Annotated in this window: 14 protein-coding genes and 2 pseudogenes; 12 read left to right on the plus strand and 4 right to left on the minus strand. The window is 59.3% G+C overall.

Annotation, left to right across the window (positions count from 1 at the left end):
- The first annotated feature begins 170 nt into the window (after positions 1-170).
- Complete coding sequence (locus CIT25_RS33700) at positions 171-932, plus strand: hypothetical protein (protein WP_206073041.1); 762 nt, start codon at positions 171-173, stop codon at positions 930-932.
- 74 nt (positions 933-1006) lie between these two features.
- The gene (locus CIT25_RS33705; RefSeq protein ID WP_206073042.1) at positions 1007-1429 is read left to right on the plus strand and encodes a hypothetical protein; all 423 of its coding nucleotides are present in this window, start codon (positions 1007-1009) and stop codon (positions 1427-1429) included.
- Here CIT25_RS33705 and CIT25_RS36680 read toward each other — a convergent pair.
- Entirely contained in the window at positions 1401-1751 is a 351-nt protein-coding gene (locus CIT25_RS36680; protein ID WP_158302720.1) for a hypothetical protein, read from the minus strand. The two genes, CIT25_RS33705 and CIT25_RS36680, sit on opposite strands and share 29 nt — an antisense overlap.
- Entirely contained in the window at positions 1730-2026 is a 297-nt protein-coding gene (locus tag CIT25_RS33710; protein ID WP_342587132.1) for a hypothetical protein, read from the minus strand. The genes CIT25_RS36680 and CIT25_RS33710 overlap by 22 nt, the downstream gene beginning before the upstream one ends.
- A gap of 415 nt (positions 2027-2441) precedes the next feature.
- Here CIT25_RS33710 and CIT25_RS33715 point away from each other — a divergent pair, with 415 nt between their 5' ends.
- The 5 genes from CIT25_RS33715 (at position 2442) to CIT25_RS33735 (ending at position 5128) form a co-directional block, all read left to right on the plus strand.
- Positions 2442-3599 (plus strand): TlpA disulfide reductase family protein, encoded by a 1158-nt coding sequence (locus tag CIT25_RS33715; RefSeq protein WP_095489440.1) that lies wholly within the window; start codon positions 2442-2444, stop codon positions 3597-3599.
- Between the two features lie 319 nt (positions 3600-3918).
- Complete coding sequence (locus CIT25_RS33720; protein WP_095489407.1) at positions 3919-4362, plus strand: DUF269 domain-containing protein; 444 nt, start codon at positions 3919-3921, stop codon at positions 4360-4362.
- Between the two features lie 45 nt (positions 4363-4407).
- On the plus strand, positions 4408-4611 hold the full coding sequence (locus tag CIT25_RS33725) for a CCE_0567 family metalloprotein (protein WP_029356497.1): 204 nt from the start codon (positions 4408-4410) through the stop codon (positions 4609-4611).
- A complete protein-coding gene (fdxB, locus tag CIT25_RS33730) occupies positions 4608-4925 on the plus strand; it encodes a ferredoxin III, nif-specific (RefSeq protein ID WP_174800308.1) in 318 nt (105 codons plus the stop codon). Before CIT25_RS33725 ends, fdxB begins: the two co-directional genes overlap by 4 nt.
- Positions 4922-5128 (plus strand): exopolysaccharide production repressor protein, encoded by a 207-nt coding sequence (locus CIT25_RS33735; RefSeq protein ID WP_095489408.1) that lies wholly within the window; start codon positions 4922-4924, stop codon positions 5126-5128. Before fdxB ends, CIT25_RS33735 begins: the two co-directional genes overlap by 4 nt.
- Positions 5129-5719: 591 nt before the next feature.
- Here the strand turns inward: CIT25_RS33735 and CIT25_RS33740 are convergent.
- Entirely contained in the window at positions 5720-7513 is a 1794-nt protein-coding gene (locus tag CIT25_RS33740) for an ABC transporter ATP-binding protein (protein ID WP_095489409.1), read from the minus strand.
- A 635-nt stretch (positions 7514-8148) separates the two neighbouring features.
- Here CIT25_RS33740 and CIT25_RS37945 point away from each other — a divergent pair.
- Both CIT25_RS37945 and CIT25_RS37950 read left to right on the plus strand, forming a co-directional pair.
- The gene (locus CIT25_RS37945) at positions 8149-8613 is read left to right on the plus strand and encodes an autoinducer binding domain-containing protein (protein ID WP_245330126.1); all 465 of its coding nucleotides are present in this window, start codon (positions 8149-8151) and stop codon (positions 8611-8613) included.
- Positions 8614-8656: 43 nt separating this feature from the next.
- Entirely contained in the window at positions 8657-8899 is a 243-nt protein-coding gene (locus CIT25_RS37950) for a helix-turn-helix transcriptional regulator (RefSeq protein WP_245330137.1), read from the plus strand.
- A 16-nt stretch (positions 8900-8915) separates the two neighbouring features.
- On the opposite strand, the pseudogene CIT25_RS33750 reads toward CIT25_RS37950, so the two are convergent.
- A pseudogene (locus CIT25_RS33750) lies at positions 8916-9151 on the minus strand (transposase); the annotation flags it as partial.
- Between the two features lie 719 nt (positions 9152-9870).
- Here CIT25_RS33750 and CIT25_RS33755 point away from each other — a divergent pair.
- The 3 genes and pseudogenes from CIT25_RS33755 to istB all read left to right on the plus strand — a co-directional run bounded on the left by CIT25_RS33755 (position 9871) and on the right by istB (position 13129).
- Positions 9871-10587: a radical SAM/SPASM domain-containing protein gene (locus CIT25_RS33755; RefSeq protein ID WP_224571099.1), complete on the plus strand. Its 717-nt coding sequence runs from the start codon at positions 9871-9873 to the stop codon at positions 10585-10587.
- Between the two features lie 451 nt (positions 10588-11038).
- Positions 11039-12328, plus strand: coding sequence for an IS21 family transposase (istA, locus tag CIT25_RS33760; protein ID WP_095489410.1), 1290 nt, complete (start codon positions 11039-11041; stop codon positions 12326-12328).
- Positions 12328-13129 (plus strand): annotated as a pseudogene (istB, locus tag CIT25_RS33765) (IS21-like element helper ATPase IstB). The gene istA and the pseudogene istB overlap by 1 nt, the downstream one beginning before the upstream one ends.
- Positions 13130-13573 lie beyond the last annotated feature (444 nt).

A 13573-nucleotide genomic window follows, 5' to 3' on the forward strand; every position in this document is an offset into this window, starting at 1 on the left:
CCTGACAAAGGCGACGAGAACAGTGTCGGACAGCGTGGCGCCAGACGCCGTGATTCATCATGGCCTAAACACCGGCTTGAGCCTGCCTTCGTGATTGCCCGGTCCACGTGGCGGCGAGCGCATCAGCCGATTACGCAAGTCTCACAACGCAAGCGACGGGTGCAACTCACATGAGGAGTGATCCGCCACCACGCTCGCTGTTTCTGACCGAGCGAGCTGCAACCGTTTCGGCGGTGATGCATCCTGCAGTCCTGATACCCGAAGGAAAGTTCGACGCCTCATGGCTTCGCTTGTTCGGCCGTGTTGCCGATCTCACGGAACTTCCCGCCGATCCGGAGGGCGCGACCTTCACGCACGAGGTGGGAGTAATCCCCACGAAAGACGCGCGCATCAATGAAACCTACCACGACCTGGCCATCGTCCATCCGGCACTGACGTGCCTCGTCGATGGTGATCAATCGGGCAACGACTACAGGAACGCGCTTTCCGGAGGAGCGTCACCTTATCCAAGGATCATCCAATGGCCGAACGGCTGGACGATCGAGGATGTTGTCGCTTGGGTGTGCACTGCCGACCCTACGGTCATTGCGCATGCCGACCTAGACGCGTTCGGCCTACCTGCAAACATCGCGGCGCTTGCAGCTCATCTGAAAAAGGATGGGCCGAAGCGTGATGAGATTCTGCACACCTCCCTGGCGGATGTGATTGTCACGAAGCCTGCGTGCAGCCGCCGCGTACGTCATATCCTTTCCGTCCCCGCGGCCATCGCGACAGGGAAGGCACCTCCTGCGAATTCGGCCGCTCAAGTGACGCACGCCAACGGCATCACCTTCTCAATGCGGGCGCAAATCTCCGCCAGCTCACAGCGCCAGGGGTCGGTCCGGGTCTCACCTTCAATTATCATTTCCCGAATGACGCACCCTTTCGGGTAGGTGCAGCGATAGCGCATTCGCATGGGAGCGTTGCAGTTCTGTTCCCGCCGGCAGGCCGCGCTTGGGCGAACGCCATGGCCCAACGGCTCGGCCAAGGATTGTATTCCGCCAACTACAACATCGCGCCGATCCGGCTGATTCTCGAGCCGCGCGCTTCGGACGAAATCGCGGCGGTGATGGCCGGCTTTGCCGAGGCGGATGTCATGAGCCCGGTACAGATCGCCGAGCGGTTTGCGCAGCTTGCAAATCCGCCCAGCTGGATACCGCACGTCACATCCGCAGCCTTTCAGGGGCTGAACCGGCAGAGCAAGACTCTCTGGTCCACGGCTGAGCTGCGCGCGTTGGTCGAGCGAAAGGCGGCGAGCTTTCGCGCCTATTCAGGCGACCGCGTACGCGGCGTTCCTCTTCTCAACATCCATCAGGCGAAGAACCGGCAGTTCGATGACGTCATCATCCTCTGGCCGCACGTCATGGAGATGGCGGCGCCTTTTGGGTGAGGTGATCGGCCATCATGGGGGTGAAAAAACCCGCCGAAAAGCGGGCTTCTTCATGTGCCACAGGTGCTTGCGGGTCAAAGTCGATCTGCTCTCCGTGGATCAACCTGATCGCACCGGCTTGCACGGCACCGGTCAAGCATCCCCAAATCAAAGCGGCGATGAAGTTCCAGCCGAAAAGCAGGGCAATGACGAGGCAGATCAGACCTGTCGCACAGACTGTGCGTAGTCGAGCAGTTCGTCTTCCATTTTCAGCAACACCTGTTTTCGGTCTCGCCGTTCGAGAACGGCGGCGGAGGCCGGCTAGTTGATGGTAGCGATCCATTCTCCGGATGCGTCTTTGGCAAACCCGACGAGGCGATCCAGGGGCTGTGCCTGTGGTGACATCTTGATTGATGTCATGCACGATACTCCGGGGCCGCTGCTGTTCTTGTCGCACTGGCCGAGAGCAAGCGAGATCTCGGGCATGTTGTTGCGGTCCCAAACGAGCGGCGAAGCTTCCTGTGCCTTCCGGAAGGCGGCAAGAGCTTCATCCTCCGTCGGCGCTTCGATGATCGGGGCTTGCGCAATGCCGCCGTTGGCAACCGCGAGGCGAATTATGACTCCGGGGCAAGAATCCACACGCGGCGGTGGCGGCACGAGGACCAAGCCGGCGAGTTCGCGCTTTCGAACTGGCGCCAAACTGCCACTGCTCGAGGGCCGAGGCCAGTCTAATCACAGGCGAGCCGTCCAAGCTCTCAAGAGTGATAGGGCGAAACCCGACAGCGGCAGAAGACATGTCGGGTTCACGACAATCGGCCGCATTTGGCTCGTGGAGAATTTCAAAGCATTTCCCGCCGCTTACCGGAGCTGAGGGAATTGGCACCTCCGTTGCAGCTTGATGTGCGGCAACACGGTGAGAGCTTCGCTGAAGCAAGCCAGAGGGAGCGATGCCCTCGAGACCGTGTCCGATTTTGACTGGAAAATATTCCGCGACAAAAGAGACGAAAGGTGTGGAATGACTTTGGACACCAAGATGGAACTGCGTATGGGGTCCCCGGCTCCTGCGATCAAAGTGGAGAACTGGCTGCGTGGCGAGCCCCTCACGAACTTTCGGCCCGGCAAGGTCTACCTCGTTGAGTTTTGGGCGACTTGGTGCGGACCATGTGTCGACGCCATGCCCCATTTGATCGAACTGCAGGAGAAATATGAAGGCAGCGGATTTGAGGCGGTCGGAGTTGCCGCCTGCGAACAGGGTCCTATCGCAGACGAGGCGCGGACCAACGTGGATGCCTGGCTGACCGAGAAGTTCCCGAATCTGAATTATCGTATCGGGTTCGATTACATTGGCGAAATGAACAAGCTCTGGATGGATCCCAGCTCTTCGATTGGGATTCCCACCTCGTTCGTGGTCGACCGCGACGGCCACATCGCTTTTATCGGCCACCCGGCGGAACTCGATGACGTTTTGCCGAAAGTCCTTAACGGCAGCTGGCGCAGCAGCTATGAAGCGAAAGCCGCCGATGCAAAGCGCATCGCGCATAACCAACTTGCAGCGCGCGAAATGTCGCTTACCGGGCCGATATACGCCAAACTTGAGCCGGCGATGCAGGCCGAGGATTGGACGGCGGCGCTCTTGGCCATCGAAGAAGGCCTCGCCTTGATGCCAGACTCTTGTGAGTTCCGGCAGATTCATGCGGATCTTCTGCTTCACAAGCTGCGCGACATCAAGACCGGCATGCCGGTCATGCGAGAATTGGTCGAGGACGCGATAGACAAAACGTCCGACGCCGTGTCGTGGATGGCCTTGGCCCTCAACCAACTCTTCGATCCCACGATGGACAATTCCCATCTTCCGCGCGCGGAGCGCTTTGCGATGGGCAACGAGCTCTCGGAACAGATACTGGCACTCAATCCCCCGAACGGCGATGGCCCGTTTAAATACCGCCGGTACCTCCCGGTAGCTCAGTATTATTACGAGAGCGGCAACAAAGATCGCGCAATCGAGTTGATCGAGGTGGCACTGAAATCGGTGGACCGGCTGGGGCCAATTCCGGACCACACCAAACAGTACTATCTTACCCCATTGCTCCAAGCACTGGCCAACTACACGGGTGAGCCTGCCTGTCACGCGGATCTTTGTGTGGCTCCGCAAAACAAGGCACCCGAAACTAAAAACGCAGTCACTTCCTGAGCAAGAATCGCGAAGGGACTGACAATTGGAATTGAACACTGGCCAATCCGCCCATCGAGGCTCTCTTCGCAGCAAGTATGTCGATGCAGCAGGGCGACGGCTTGCGGCAGGTTGGATTTCAATTGCGTTGACCACCGGTCGGATCGCGGCGCAGACGATGTGCGCCGCGAATTCGCGCCGTAGGTCTCGCACTCGTGGACATATCGAGGTCGGCCACGGGGCACTCTTGGGGTTGGCCCGCCCAAGCCATTCGTCGGCTGGCATCAAGTGGACCCGGATCATCGGAAAAGGAAATCGTACCTCGAAGACGAAGACTGAAATGACGAACAACGAAATTCCTCATGAACCGGTTGGCCCTGCTGTCCACAAGGACGACGAGGCCCTTGCTTCCCCGTTCGTCAAATGCCTCCTGCGGCTCATTCGGACTCAGGATTCCTTCGGCTTATGGGAAGGCCATTCGGATGCCGAGCTGCTGGCCGAGTTCATCATCACCAAGCAACGGCAACGTGCGGTACCCTTTGGCGGCGATCCCGATCCTGACGCGCTGTGGAGGCTCGACATGTTTTACACCGCCGTAGCGCTTGCGATCGAGGAGCGCTCCGGCGTGTCGACGTCGCCAATAATTGGAATGAAGCCCGTGGGGGCTTCCGGCGGTTGGGCGTTCTGTCGAGACGTCCACCGGTTCGGCTTCGAGACTTTCCGCAAATTGGCTGAGGCCGGTACGAAACTGGCCGACGATGCGACTGCAGCCATTGAAGCCTAGCCCGAGATGGCGCGCATCAAGAAACCATTGTTCCAGGAAGGATCTATGTCAGACCTAGATAAGATGAGGAAAAAAGTCCGAAAGCTCCAGTTGCGTGCAGCTATTGCCAAGATGGCATTGCAGGACCTTGTCGAGGGTCTGCCGGGCAAGTGGGCCGACATACAGGAAGTCGCCGAGAAAACCCACGCCGTTTATGCCGAGTTGGATGTTGCCAAGAGAGAACTCGCTTCAATGAAGAATTTAGGATGATGCGCACATTCACCACCCGTGACGGCTCCATTTGGATGCCGTCGTACCTGACCTCCATCGATAGCAAGACCTGCATCGGCTGCTGCCGTTGTTTCAAGGTCTGCTCGCGCGATGTCATGCATCTTCACGGCGTTGATGATGCGGGTGAAATCCTCGGCCCCTGCGATGACGAGGACGACGATTTCGACGGCAAGCTCAATCGCATGATCATGGTTGTCGATGATGCCGGCCGCTGCATCGGCTGCGGAGCCTGCGGCCGCGTCTGCCCCAAGAACTGCCAGACGCATGTTGCGGCCGACGAGCTCGCAACATGATCTGGCGAAAACCAGGAGAACGGCGTTGCACTTCATCTTTTTGTCGGCTCGTGGGGCTGGTCCTGTGCAGCAATGCGTCGATGGTTTACTTCGCTTTGGATTCGCTCCGTGTGGCAGTCGTCACGACGCTGGCCTGTTCGCTGCTGCTTCAGGCCGGCTACTTCGGCTGCGTGCTCTTTTTCGCGGACGTCGATGATCTGTAGAACTGTTCATTCGCTCCGCAGAGGGCCGGCGAATCCAATCTCTTCCTAAGCCCGTTGGCCGTAATCGAAAGACACGGGGCCGGCGAGTTCGTGCTCAGCTGCCACTGTGCTAGCAAGGGAACGGAATCCAATCCCGGAGCAGATGGCCAGAGTTGAGCGAAGACTGCGGTCGGAGCTCCTGCGCTTCCGGGTCTCCAAGGGGACGACTTTGCGAACCGAAGGGACTTTGAACCGTTGACGTGGCCGGCGTGCGGTAGGTTGGGCCAGCGACAGGGATCCCAGCCGGCCGGGAAGCACCGCCCTCTCAATGTGCGTTGACTTCGCTTCCTTTGGCGAAATGTGGGTAACGGCGAGGGCCGCACTCTTCCCGGGCCGTCGACATTCCCGCCCTTTTGGTGCGTGCGCCGTTAGGCGCGACAATTCGGTGCCCGCGTGTAACTGCGCGCATTCGCCGAAGCTTAGACGTGGTGCATTCCCGCTCGCCCGTTTGGCGGACAGTTCCGGCCGTGCTGGTTTTGCCGGCCTAACGCCCGCCGCTCGTCACTGCCACACCCCTCTCCGGCAACGGCTCGGCGCATCGCGCAAGCCGGTTTAGCGATCAGGCCCCAACGCCTGCCGTTCGAAGAGGCGGCGGTAAATGCCACCATCGAGATTGATCAGGGCGGCATGATCGCCGTCCTCCATGATGCGGCCACGGTCGAAGACGAGCAGCCGATCGAGCGAGCGGACCGTCGACAGCCGGTGTGCGATGACGAGTGTGGTTCGGCCCACCATCAACCGATCCACCGCTTGTTGAATGAGCACCTCGGATTCCGAATCGAGGCTCGATGTGGCCTCGTCCAGAATAAGGATCGGCGCGTTCGCGAGGAAGGCGCGCGCGATCGCCACGCGCTGGCGCTCGCCGCCGGAGAGCTTCAAACCCCTTTCGCCGACCAATGTCCCATAGCCCTTCGGCAGGGGCGCGATGAATTCGTGGGCACTTGCCAGTCGTGCCGCTTGCTCGATCTCGGCCTGGCTCGCGCCAGGCCGGCCATAGGCGATGTTCTCGGCAAGCGACCTGTGAAACAGGATCGGCTCCTGCTGCACGATCGCGATCTGCGAACGAAGGGACTCTTGGGTCACCTCGGAGACGTCCTGACCGTCTATCAGGATCCGGCCGCCGCTCAGGTCGTAGAGTCTCTGGATCAGCTTCACGAATGTTGTCTTGCCGGAACCGGAGGGTCCAACCAACCCAACCCTTTCGCCAGCTTCAATCGACAGCGAACATTCGCTATAGAGCGGCAGGGGATGGTTGGCGTAGCGGAAGTGGACGTTCTCGAAATCGATACGGCCGTTCGTGATCCGGATCGGCTTGGCCTCTGGACGATCGGCAACATCCACCTGCTGATTGTGGATGGCCACCAGTTCTTCCATATCATTAACCGAGTGCTGCACGTTGCGGACATGCATGCCGGCATCACGCAGATAGCCCTGCAGGACGATGAAGGACGTGAGAACATATGCTATCTCGCCCGGCGTTGCCTGTCCATGCGACCACAGAAGCAGGGCATATCCGACCACCGCCACCCTGAGCGCAACCAAAGTTACGCCTTGGGTTGAGCCGATGATCGTTCCGCGCACCCAGCTCCGGCGCGCGCGGTGCCGCCATTTCGTCATGATATTTGCAAGCCGCTCGTCTTCGCGAACCTCTGCGCCGAAGCCCTTGACCACAGCGTTGCAACTGACCGCGTCCGCAAGCGCGCCGCTGAGCCTTGTGTCCCATCGGTTGGCAAGGCTCGCCGCTGGCGCGACATAGCCGAGCGACAGCGAAATCGAAAACGCAAGGTAGACGAGAGAGCCGCAAGCAAAGATCACGCCCATGACCGGCCAGTGCCAGCCGAGCAGCACCGTCGAGCCGATCAAGATGACAAACGACGGGAGCAGCGTGACGAGTATCGTGCTGTTGAGGAGGTCGAGCGCCCACATGCCGCGCGTTATCTTGCGCACTGTCGAGCCGGCGAAGCTGTTTGCATGCCAGTCTGTCGAAAAGCGCTGCACATGATGGAACGCTTCGGTCGCGACGTCGGAAATCATTTTCAACACCAGGTCGCTCAGGCCAATGAAGGCGACGTGGCGCATGGCAATGCCACCGAGTGCCAATGCAATCGGTACAGAGAATGCTGCAACAGCTGAATCCGAAGCTGGTGCTGCCGCATTAGCAGCACGAGAAACAGCGTCGATGAGTCGGCCAGAATAGAGCGGCATCAACACGTCAGCCAGCGTGGAGGCGAGCATCGCGGTCATTATGATCGCGAGCCGGGCCGGCTGCCTGTTCCAGAGGCGAACAGTGAAGGCGAAAACGTCGCGACAAGTGGCGCCGCGCCCATGGACGGGGAAACGTTTCATAGTTTCCAAGCGGGCGCATCAACACGCTCCGTCCCAAAGACGTTAAAAGACAAAACTGGAATCTCGACCTCCCCCATAACAGCATCAATTTTGGCGGGCAGCTCCTGCCGCCTCACGATGGTGAGGTTCAAAAGTCGTGCCAACTGAGCGGGAACAGCCGAAGGGCAAATTCAGCAGGTTACCGAGCCTGGAGAAAGTCAGCCGCGATCCAGTCGAATACTATTGCTTCGGCTGCCCAACTCGGGAGATTGGAAAAGAGGGTCGATGTATCGATTGAATTCTAAATTGTTCCTGCCTCGATCAAATAAGTACAGGCAATGCAGCTCTCTCAGGCCCGAGACTTAGGTGCTGATTTCAAAAGCGCGCCGCGAATACTTTCCTGCCCATATTCCGTCAATCGAATGCTCGACTGTCGGATTGTGCGCTCCCCGACACAGTGCTGTTCGGTTCGCCTCCTGGGTACCTCCCCAGTCGATTGACAACCTGAAGAAGAAGCTTCGCTCGCAAGCTGGCACGACTCTTGAAGGTACTCCAGGTGGCGGAAGGAACTCCGGCTCGGTCCCGTTGACTTCGCATGTTGCGAGGCTGGGCTGGAGCAAACTTTGCACCAATGAGAACGCAATGAAGGAGGCATCATGGAACTCCCGCGGATTGCGGTGGAGTTAGACCTATTCCTCGAGATGACTGATGATATCGCTCAATCCGAACAGTTGTTCGAACGGATGTCTGCGTTTGCGCTGAAGTTCGATTGCCCGTGGATTGCCTATGGCCCGCTCGCATCAAAACAGGGGGTTTTCAAGCCGAACCGAGAGGGTTCTGTGGTGATGTGGAATTATCCTGCTGAATGGCAGGAGCGCTACTCGAGAATGGGCTATGCCAAAATAGACCCACTCATCAAGAAAGGTCGAAAGGAGGCGGGGCCCTTTCGATGGAGCGAGGTGTATACCGATGAAAGCATAACTGAAGATGGACGCCGCGTCTTGGACGAAGCAGCAACATTCGGCTTGAGGTCAGGCGTTACCGTCCCATTACATGGCCCTGGTGACAGCTTTAGGTTTGTGAGTTTTTGCTCAATCCTCGGACTGCGAATTGCAGAATAGAACGATCACCTACCTGCAAATGGCCGCGCTGCGGTTTCATCTGATGGTTACGAAGTTCAACACTACGACTGCGTCGGAACAAATTCATAACCTCTCTCCGAGAGAAATACAGTGCATTGATTGGGTGTCGAAAGGAAAATCGTCATGGGAAATAGGAACTATTTTAGGCAGATCACGAAATACGATAGATTTCCATTTAAAAAATGTAATGCGGAAGTTGGATGCGACCAGCAGAACGGTAGCTGTTGTAAAAGCTTTGAAACTTGGGATTATCGAACCGCCGTAGGTGCGCAGCTAGTTCTCCGCCCGTAGTAGCGCGCGTGATAGCCGAGACGCTCCGGCGTGCGCTCGCTCTTCGAAGCATCCAGCGCCTCGTCCATCTCGGCCTCGAGCACCTCCTGCATCACGGCGCGAATCACCTCGTGCAATCCATCCGGGTTCGAAAGCAAAATGTCGTTGACGCTGCTATGGCGGATTTATCTTCAGGCTTGGTCCTGGTGGCGATGCTGAGTTCGCTTCGCTGAGATTGGGCGGTCATGACAGGGTGGTGTTCAATGTCACCGATTCCTGGAAGAAACTACCATCCGTATTAAGCGACTGACGATGAGTGATGTGTGTCCAAAATCTGACAGCCGTCAGAAAACATGTCGGGTTCAATACAGCGGAGCGTCTTAGCCCTGTCGGGCTTTTCGAAGCCTATCTCGCAGTAACTGCGCGCCAGGCGCACTAGCTCGGCCTTTGCTGGTCGATGTGCGGCAATATAGTGTGAGGGCTGACCCGCATGAGAACACGGAACTCGCTCGATGAAGGATGATCGACGGCATCCAGAAAGCTTCTCTCCGGCGGGTTCGAGGGTGCTGCGCGCGCATCTCGGCGACGGGCCAGCGACCAACGGTTGAGGCTACATCTCCGGAGCGAGTGATGCCTCGAAAGATGCAATGCTGTCTCTGGTCCGACGCGCTGGAAGTTTGTGAAGGGTCGGCCCGGCAAATCGGTGAACCGGGCGGCTTAGGCTGCCAAAAAGGGTAGATGGCTGCGTTGCCTCGGTAGATCAGCAGGCGGTATCAGAAAGCCAAAGGCACACGCACACCATCGTGGCGCTTCGCAGGAAGTAGATGGGAGTAATCACCAGTGATTTTACCGGAACTTCGCTCAGCAAACACAGCCGGCAGGGTTTTGGAGATAACGACGACCACGGGATGCGTCGTAGGATGTTCATATTGTCCCCAGGACAAGTTCGCGGTCCGGCAAAGAAAAGTGTCTCATGCGAGTCATCTGGATCTTGAAGATTTCAAGCGGTGTCTGGCCCGCGTACCGACTTCCGTCGACATTGGTTTTGCGGGATACTCCGAACCTTGGCTCAATCCGGACTGTACCGAAATGGTGGAGCACGCCTTCGCCAAAGGCCATGGCATCAGGATTTTTACGACGCTGGTGGGAATGAACGGGCAGGACCTGCAGCGATTGCAAGCCTTGCGCTTGGGCGTATTCGTGGTCCATGTTTTCGATGACGGCACCTACATGAACAGCCGCCTGGTCGGAGACAAGTATCGCGATCTGGTTCGTCAACTCGTCGACGCGGACATCCCCTTGATCCGATTCGTGGCCTTGGGCGAGCCCCACCCAGATATAGCCGACATTATTCCTACCGAAGCCCTGATAAAAGCGCGGCCGGTGAGCAGTAGGGGTGGAAGCGTCGACCCTAAGATCGTTGCACCACGTCAGCCAGTGGTCGGAGCCCTAACCTGCGTGGACGCACGACAGTATCGGAATGTTCTTCTTCCAAACGGCGACGTTACCCTGTGCTCTATGGATTTTGAACGGCGTCACGTATTGGGCAACCTTCTATATGAGGGTTACTCCGCTCTGTTTGAAAAGCCAGTTTTTCGCGAAATCGTCGACCGCATGAATGGAGCAGATGGTTTTCTGCTTTGCAGGATGTGTGAATTCGCCGACCCAAACGACCGGACCTGAGTGGATGCCGGCCGAGAGGGCGTGCCGGCAGTGCGGATGGCCCCACGACACATGCACCTGCCCGCGACGCCATCGCATTTTCGCGTGACGCCAGCATGATTCCGTAGGCGCGGCAGTGGACCCCGAGGCATTTCGGAGACGAGCTCATCGAAAGGTCTTCGCCTTCCAACCGAGCTTGTCGGCCTGCCTGGCTTGGGGTAACGCCGATCACAGGTCAACCTCGGTCGGACGGAAATAGCGTTCGTCGATCCCGATCAGCGCTTGGTTGCTTACTCACGGCCCACCTCGTCAACGCCTTTACCCTCCCAGACTATCTCCTTTTCGACTCGCCTGAAGGCAGCAGCCCCAGCTGCGGCCGGGGATGGTTGCCGTCGCGGTGTCGGGCGAATTGAGAAACTGACCCCCTGACGAAATGAAGAACTGACCCCCTCGGTTATGAGAGGAGGCATGAATGACGATTGGGATTTCGGCGATTCCTGCATTGTCGAGAACGATGCAGGGAGAGGAGATGCTTCAGCCTGAAGAGGTGGCAGCGATGCTGCGGCTGCATGAGCTTGGCTGGGGAGCGAAGCGGCTGGCGAAGGAATTCGGGTGCGCGCGCAACACGGTGCGTCGGTATCTGCGCGAAGGCGGGACTGTTCCGTTTCGCAAGCCTGTGCGGCGGAGCGCGTTTGACGGGCTAGACGATTGGCTGCGGGAGCGCTTCTTCCGCCATGGTGGCAACGCCGATGTGGTGCGCCAGGAACTGGAGAGCGAACATGGGATCGTCATAGGGCTTCGGTCGGTGGAGCTTCGGGTGCAGGGTTGGCGTCGGGAGTTGAGGGTGCAGAAGCGCGCAACGGTTCGGTTTGAGACGGCGCCGGGACATCAGATGCAGATCGACTTTGGCGACACGCGGGCGTGGATCGGCGGCGAGCGTGTTCGGGTGCACCTGTTTGTGGCAACGCTGGGTTACTCGCGTCGGCTGCATATCCGTCCCTCGCTTCGGGAGCGCCAGGCGGACTGGTTGGAGGGGATGGAAGGAGCCTTCCTTCGCTTCGGCGGGGTTCCAACGGAAGTGCTGTTCGATAATCCGAAGGCGCTGGTCGAACATCACGATGCGGCGACGCGGGAGGTGCGCTTCAATGTGCGGCTGCACGCCTTTGCCCGCTACTGGGGATTTACGCCACGGGCTTGTGCGCCCTACCGGGCGCGTACGAAGGGAAAGGACGAACGCGGGGTCGGCTACGTCAAGCACAATGCGATTGTCGGCCGCCGGTTCGAGAACTGGGCGGCGTTCGAGGCGCATCTGGAACGGTGGACGCGCGAGATTGCCGATCAGCGTGTGCATGGCAAGACCGGGGTGGCTCCTGCGGAGCGCTTTGCCGAAGAAGCCATGGCGCTTCGCCCTCTGGGCGGACGGGCGCCGTTCGGGCAACTGCGGGATCTCGTGCGCAAGGTCCAGGCAGACTGCGCAATCGACCTGGACACGAACAGTTACTCGGTTCCCTGGCGGCTGATCGGGGAGAGCGTCCAGGTCGTGGTGCTGGGCGGCCGCGTTATCGTGCGTCATGCGGGCGAGGTGGTGGCGGATCATGCGTTGTGCCGCGGACGTCGCCAACGGATTGTCGAGCGCGCGCATCTTGCCGGCGTGGTCGGCGCTGCTGCGCCGGTGCGATCGGCGCCGGTGGATATCGTTGCGCCTTCCGCTCTGTTGCGGCCGCTGGCGGAATATGAGGCACTGGTGGGAGGCAGCTGGTGATGACGACGGTCGATCACGAGATGCTGGTTGGCTCAGCTCGACCGGCTGAAGCTGACCGCGATCCGGGACCAGCTCGATACGCTGCTGGACGAAGCGGCGCGTTCGCAGATGATCTTGCGCGAGGCTTTGGCCTTCCTGGTGACCCACGAGATCGCGCGGCGCGACGAGCGGCGCATCTCTATGGCAGGCAAGATCGCGCGGTTCCCGTTTGTGCGCGAACTCGATGGCTTCGACTTCGACGCGCAGCCGTCGCTGGATCAGCGCCAAATCCGGGAGCTGGCGACCTGCCGCTGGATTGCCCATGGCGACACGGTCCTGTTCCTTGGACCTCCGGGTACGGGCAAAACACATCTGGCGGTGGCTCTCGGGCGCGAGGCGATCCGGCAGAACCATAGCGTCCAGTTCGTCACGGCGGCCACGCTCGTGGCGATGCTGGCCAAGGCCAATGACGACGGTTCACTCGAAAAGCAACTGACGACCCTGTCGCGGCCGAAACTGCTGATCATCGACGAGCTCGGCTATCTCCCGTTCGAAGCCAATGCCGCACATCTGTTCTTCCAGCTGGTGTCGCAGCGTTATGAGCGGGGATCGATCCTGATCACCTCCAACCGCTCGGTGGGCGAATGGGGCAGCGTGTTTGGCGATCCCGTGGTGGCAACGGCGATCCTTGATCGCCTGCTTCATCATTCGACAGTGATAACGATCCGTGGCGACAGCTACCGGCTTCGCGAAAAGCGTCGTTCCGGCCTATTGCAGAAGGCCGGAACGACGCTCGGTACCAACGAAACCGCAAAACAATGAGGGGGTCAAATCTTCAGTTCGCCCAGGGGGTCAAATCCTCACTTCGCTTGACACGCGGTAGTGGACGTTCTCGAAACCGATGCGGCCCTTCGCCAGCGCGTCTCCCGGTTGCTTCCGCCTGGCTTACGAACGGGCTTTCCGTCAAGGGCGCCCGCGGCGGCCCGCCCTCTTGACCCGGCGGCTCGGGGGCCAATCATCTCGCGAAAGAGATCGGAATCCGCAGTCTTCTCCAAGAGAGCGCGGCTTTCGCTGTGTCATCGGTCATCAAATAGTTTCTTGAATCAGGTTGGTGTCCGCAGCCCGAGGTTGAACGGCGAATATTGATGACCGCCGCGAAGCCGCTGGCTCGCTACGGCGCTATTGAGGAGCGCGCTCGCGAGCGGCTTCTCGCTACCGCCGAGCTACACAACCTCTGGCGACGCGACCCCGCTGATCTCCTGGGAC

The sequence above is a fragment of the Mesorhizobium mediterraneum genome, from assembly GCF_002284565.1.
GTDB classification, from domain to species: Bacteria; Pseudomonadota; Alphaproteobacteria; order Rhizobiales; family Rhizobiaceae; genus Mesorhizobium; species Mesorhizobium mediterraneum.